Annotated in this window: 3 protein-coding genes; 1 reads left to right on the top strand and 2 read right to left on the bottom strand. The window is 41.5% G+C overall.

Features of this window, described 5'->3' with window-relative positions:
- Window positions 1-32 precede the first annotated feature (32 nt).
- Both psaB and psaA read right to left on the bottom strand, forming a co-directional pair.
- Window positions 33-2261, bottom strand: a complete 2229-nt coding sequence (gene psaB, locus AC3DU7_RS05890; protein WP_488038422.1) for a photosystem I core protein PsaB — start codon at window positions 2259-2261, stop codon at window positions 33-35.
- Between the two features lie 104 nt (window positions 2262-2365).
- Complete coding sequence (gene psaA / locus AC3DU7_RS05885) at window positions 2366-4621, bottom strand: photosystem I core protein PsaA (protein WP_488038421.1); 2256 nt, start codon at window positions 4619-4621, stop codon at window positions 2366-2368.
- A gap of 797 nt (window positions 4622-5418) precedes the next feature.
- Between psaA and AC3DU7_RS05880 the strand changes: the two genes are divergently transcribed.
- Window positions 5419-6672, top strand: a 1254-nt coding sequence (locus AC3DU7_RS05880) for a hypothetical protein (RefSeq protein WP_488038420.1), incomplete at its 3' end; no start/stop codon positions are given.

Here is a 6672-nt window from a genome sequence, read left to right as displayed (position 1 = left end):
TACTAAACCAGAGTTCAGCTAATCTCAAAAAATTAACCAAACTTACCAGCAGTAGAGGCTATGACAAAGGCAGCGTAGGTGAGGACAAAGCCTACTGTGAAGTGAGCTAAACCTACCACACGAGCTTGAACGATAGAAAGAGCAACAGGCTTATCCTTCCAGCGAACTAGGTTAGCTAGAGGAGTACGCTCATGTGCCCAAACAATAGTTTCAATTAGCTCTTGCCAGTAACCACGCCAAGAGATGAGGAACATGAAACCAGTTGCCCAAACTAGGTGTCCGAAGAGGAACATCCAAGCCCAAACAGACAAGTTATTAGTTCCATAAGGGTTATAACCGTTGATTAACTGGGAAGAGTTCAACCACAGATAATCACGGAACCAACCCATTAAGTATGTAGAAGATTCGTTGAACTGAGCAACGTTACCTTGCCAAACAGCTAGATGTTTCCAGTGCCAGTAGAATGTTAGCCACGCAATGGTGTTTAACATCCAGAACATAGATAGGTAGAAGGAGTCCCAAGCAGAGATATCGCAAGTACCACCACGACCAGGGCCATCGCAAGGGAATGCGTAACCGAAGTCTTTCTTGTCTGGCATTAATTTAGAACCACGAGCATCCAAAGCACCTTTAACTAAAATCAAGGTAGTTGTATGCAAACCTAGAGCGATCGCATGGTGTACCAAGAAATCGCCAGGGCCAATGGTTAAGAATAGAGAGTTAGTACCACTGTTAATAGCATCTAACCAGCCTGGTAGCCAAACGTTACCAGCATTAGGCCATGCTGTAGCAGCAATACTATCAGGGTTTGACAACAGCACATCCATGCCATATAAAGCTTTCCCAGAAGCAGCTTGAACGAACTGAGCAAATACTGGCTCGATCAAGATTTGCTTTTCAGGAGTACCAAAAGCAACCACTACATCATTGTGGACATAAAGACCGAGAGTGTGGAAGCCTAAGAATAGAGAGACCCAGCTCAAGTGAGAGATGATTGCCTCTTTGTGCTGTAATACACGATCCAGCACGTTACCTTTGTTGATTTCAGGATCGTAATCCCGTACTAGGAAAATAGCACCGTGAGCAAATGCACCAACCATAATGAAACCAGCAATATACTGGTGGTGGGTGTAAAGTGCTGCCATTGTTGTATAATCCCTGGCCATAAAAGCATAAGGAGGCAAAGCATACATATGCTGTGCTACCAAGGAAGTGATTACACCCAGAGAAGCTAAAGCTAAAGCTAACTGGAAGTGTAGAGAGTTGTTGAGAGTTTCATACAACCCTTGGTGAGGCAGGTTAAACTGACCTTCACTCTTACCACCGACTAAACCAGCTTTGGAGTCTAGCATTTCTTTGATGCTGTGACCAATACCAAAGTTAGTCCGGTACATATGACCAGCTACGATAAAGATTACTGCGATCGCCAAGTGGTGATGAGCCATGTCAGTCAACCACAGGGACTCAGTTTGAGGATGGAAACCACCCAAGAAAGTCAGAATTGCAGTTCCCGCACCTTCGGAAGTACCAAAAACATGGCTAGCAGTATCAGGGTTTTGAGCATAAACGCCCCAGTTTCCTGTAAAGAAGGGAGCTAAACCTGCTGGGTGAGGCATAGTTGTCAGGAAGTTGTCCCAACCAACATGCTGTCCGCGAGATTCTGGAATTGCAACGTGAACCAAGTGACCAGTCCAAGCCAAGGAACTAACACCGAAAAGACCTGCCAAGTGGTGATTGAGGCGGGATTCAGCATTTTTGAACCAAGATAAAGCAGGACGGAACTTGGGCTGGAGGTGTAACCAACCAGCGAACAGCATGATGGATGCCAAGATCAGGAGGAAGATAGAACCCTGATATAAGTCTCCATTTGTTCTCATGCCTATGGTGTACCACCAGTGGTAAACACCAGAGTATGCGATATTTACTGGGTTAGAGGCACCTGCTTGAGTGAAGGCATCTACTGCAGGTTGACCGAATTGAGGGTCCCAAATCGCATGGGCGATCGGACGTATATTCAGAGGATCTTTAATCCACTGTTCAAAGTTTCCTTGCCAGGCAACGTGGAATAAGCTACCGGATGTCCAGAGGAAAATGATTGCTAGATGGCCGAAGTGAGAGGCAAAAATCTTTTGGTAAAGATTTTCCTCTGTCATACCATCATGGGTCTCAAAGTCATGAGCTGTAGCTATCCCGTACCAGATCCGACGGGTGGTTGGATCTTGTGCCAGGTCTTGGCTAAATTTTGGGAATTTTGTGGCCATAAATATTTTATCTAATGTCTCGCGTGTATCTGAGAATCTTAGATTGAATGGGGATTGAGGATCGTTCAATCCCCAAGCAAGAATCTTAAAACGCTATTGCATTCTTATCCTACTGAAATTATTCGAGCCAGGAAGAATGCCCAGGTTGTGACAATTCCGCCCAGGAGATAGTGAGCTACCCCCACTGCCCGACCTTGAATGATGCTGAGAGCGCGTGGCTGAATTGCTGGAGCAACCTTTAACTTATTATGAGCCCAAACGATAGACTCGATCAACTCTTGCCAGTAGCCACGACCACTGAACAAGAACATTAAGCTAAATGCCCAAACAAAGTGTGCAGCTAAGAACATCAAACCATAGGCAGACAGAGCTGAACCGTAGGATGTAATTACCTGAGAAGCTTGCGCCCACAGGAAGTCACGCAACCAACCGTTAATGGTAATTGCACTTTGTGCAAAGTTGCCGTAAGTGATGTGAGATACTGTACCGTCTGGGTCTACTGTTCCCCAAACATCTGACTGCATCTTCCAGCTAAAGTGGAAAATTACAATTGACAGTGAGTTGTACATCCAGAACAGACCTAAGAACACATGGTCCCAACCAGAAACTTGGCAAGTACCACCACGACCTGGACCATCACAAGGGAACCGGAAGCCTAGTTCACTCTTATCAGGAATTAGACGAGAGCTACGGGCATAAAGTACACCTTTGAGAAGAATTAAAGCTGTAACGTGGATGGTGAAAGCATGGATATGGTGAACCATAAAGTCTGCCGTACCCAAAGCTATTGGCATCATTGCTACTTTGCCACCTACTGCTACAACATCACCACCGAAAGCTGGGCTAACAGATGCTAAAGCATTAGGTGCAGTATTACCGGGTGCCATCATATGGATATTTTGTACCCACTGAGCAAAGATTGGCTGTAGTTGAATCCCAGTATCAGAGAACATATCCTGGGGACGGCCAAAAGCACGCATAGTATCGTTGTGAACGTACAAGCCAAAGCTGTGGAAGCCCAAGAATATACATACCCAGTTTAAGTGGGAGATAATCGCATCCCGGTGACGAATTACGCGGTCCAAGAGGTTATTAACGTTCTTGGCTGGATCGTAATCCCGAACCATAAAGATAGCAGCATGAGCTCCTGCTCCCACAATCAGGAACCCACCGATCCAGACATGGTGTGTGAACAGAGATAACTGAGTTGCGTAGTCAGTAGCAATATAGGGGTAAGGTGGCATTGCATACATATGATGTGCCACGATGATGCTTAGGGAGCCCATCATTGCCAAATTAATTGCCAATTGAGCGTGCCAAGATGTTGTCAGAATTTCATAGAGACCTTTGTGACCTTCTCCGGTTAAGGGGCCTTTGTGAGTCTCAAGAATTTCCTTCATGCTGTGACCAATGCCCCAGTTTGTCCGGTACATATGGCCAGCAACAATGAATAACACTGCTAATGCCAAGTGATGGTGAGCTGTATCAGACAACCAGAGGCCACCTGTTACAGGGTTTAAACCACCTTTGAAGGTCAAGAAGTCAGCGTACTCGCCCCAATTTAATGTAAAGAATGGAGTTAGACCTTTAGCAAAACTAGGGTATAACTCTGCCATCAAGCTTTTATTAAATAGAAACTCGTGGGGCAAAGGAATATCCGCTGGTGCTACCCCAGAATCTAACAACTTATTAATTGGTAGAGAAACGTGAATCTGGTGACCTGCCCAAGACAAGCAACCTAGACCTAGTAAGCCTGACAAGTGATGGTTCATCATTGATTCCACATTCTGGAACCATTCCAACTTAGGAGCTTTCTTGTGATAATGGAACCAACCAGCAAACAGCATCAAGGCAGCCATTACTAAGGCTCCGATCGCCGTGCAATATAGTTGGAATTCATTAGTTATACCGGAAGCACGCCATAACTGGAATAGTCCAGAGGTGATTTGAATTCCGTGGAAACCACCGCCAACATCAGCATTTAAAATTTCTTGGCCAAAAATTGGCCAGACTACTTGAGCACTTGGTTTAATTCCTGTGGGGTCTGTTAACCAAGCCTCATAGTTGGAAAACTTAGCGCCATGAAAATATGCGCCACTCAACCAGATAAATATTACGGCCAGATGGCCAAAGTGTGCGCTAAAGATTTTGCGCGATACGTCTTCTAAATCGCTTGTATGACTATCAAAGTCATGAGCGTCAGCGTGTAGGTTCCAAATCCAAGTAGTTGTCTTTGGTCCTCTTGATAGACTCCGGTCAAAGTGACCTGGCTTGCCCCACTTTTCAAATGATGTGGGTACAGGGTCCTTATCTACGGTGACTTTTACCTTTGCCTCGCGCTCTGGAGGACTTATGGTCATGAAGACTCTCCCCTCTGAAAGAAACTTAACTGAACTATTGATGTTGTCAACATTAATAACATTTGTAACGAATTATCAATGTCTTTTGCAAATTTACAGGTTTTAGCTGTCTTTTGCAGGAATGCAACACCACACTCCTTGATTATGCCAGAAGTATATAAGACTTTGGCTAAACTCTTTCAAATACATAGATTCGATTTAATCGTTCTGAATGTAAATGAAAGTTCTTTAGGAGATTATAAACTTGCTTAACGAGTATAAGTTGTATGTTTACAATTATTAAAATTTCTTTAGAGCAACCTAATTAGCTATTGTTGCTGATTTAATAGTAAGGGAAAAAAGTCAAGACTTATTACGATAAAATTTACAATTATTAACAACCAACTTATTCTTAACATAACTTAATTATTTGTTGTGGCCTAATTTCACGGTATGTAGAAAAAATCAAGACTTATTATCAGTAAAGTTGACAATTCTCTAAAGTTAACTATTCTGTGAAAACTTTAAATTTGACTAGACAACTAGACCTTATGAACTTTTTTACATTTTAATAAGCTCTACAAATATTCGTCTAATTATCGAAAAACGAAAAAATATAGTTAATCCCCATCAATAGCAAAAATATTGATTTTAATGAGAAAATCATCATAAACGACAGAAAAACTGAGCAAAGAAATATCAATGTCAACTCTCAATTTATAGGAGTATAGTCCGTGTTTAATATAAACTTGCCAAGAATATACGGCAGTCTTATTTCTGTTTTACAGAAAATATCCTTAAGAAGATACATAAGTAGGATGCATCCCCGACAAATGCACTTATTAGGACATCAAGAGAGGAAACAGGAAACAAAGATCAGAACTTTAGACTCTTTATCTATTTTTGGATTTTTGACACATCATCTAGACTTACTATATCTAAGAAAATTATTAACACTTTTAATCGTAGTAGTTTTAACTTCTGGTTTAGTCAGTTGTAGCGATCGCTTATCTGAGCTACCTCAACTTAGTGAGGAAAAACCTGTAACGACTTCTAGCCCTAAAATATTGGAAGTTTCGCCACCAAAAATAATTCAACAACTGCGTCAAGCGATCGACATCTACAAACCACAAGTTACAATACAAAGTCCTCAACCAGAGCAAATATTTGAAGACAATACTATTACAGTACAACTCCAGGTAAAAGACTTACCTATATTCAAGTCAGAATTAGACTTAGGACCTTATGTAGAAGTAATTTTAGACAACAAACCTTATAAAAAAATCTATGACCTAAATCAATCTCTAATTTTATCTGATTTAGAACCCGGTACTCATACTATCAGGGTTTTTGCTTGTAGTCCGTGGGATGAAAGTTTTAAGAATGAAGATGCTTATGCTCAAACAACTTTTCACATTTTCACTAAAACCACTAATAATAATCCTGCTTCAAATTTACCACTATTAACTTATAATAGTCCCTTGGGTAACTATGGTGCGGAACCCATCTTGCTTGACTATTATCTTACCAATGCACCGTCGCACTTAGCAGCACAAGAAGATCCTGAAGATGAAATAGTTGATTGGCATATTCGTGTTACGGTTAACGGAACCAGTTTTATTACCGATCAATGGCAGTCAATATATTTACAAGGGTTTCATCCAGGAAAAAATTGGATAAAGTTAGAATATATTGATGAGGATGGCAATGCTCTCAATGAGATTTATAATAGCACTATTGGCTTGATTACTTATGAACCAGGCGGACAAGATACTCTCAGCAAGATCATCGCCGGAGACATTTCACTGAAGGAAGCATATAGTATAGTTGACCCAGAATACATTTATGAGGAAACCCCACCAGAAATAACTTCAGAATTAGAAATAGAGGATATTCCTACTACTGAGTCAGCAGAATTAGAAATAGAGGATATTCCTAATGCTGAGTCAGCAGAATTAGAAATAGAGGAAACATTAATTGCACCAGAAATAGAGGATATTCCTACTGCTGAGTCAGCAGAATTAGAAATAGAGGAAACATTAATTGCACCAGAAATAGAGGATATTCCTACT

The sequence above is a fragment of the Okeania sp. genome (genome assembly GCF_983059655.1).
The sequence above is the reverse complement of the archived record's forward strand: the minus strand, read 5'-3'. Positions and strand labels throughout refer to the sequence as shown.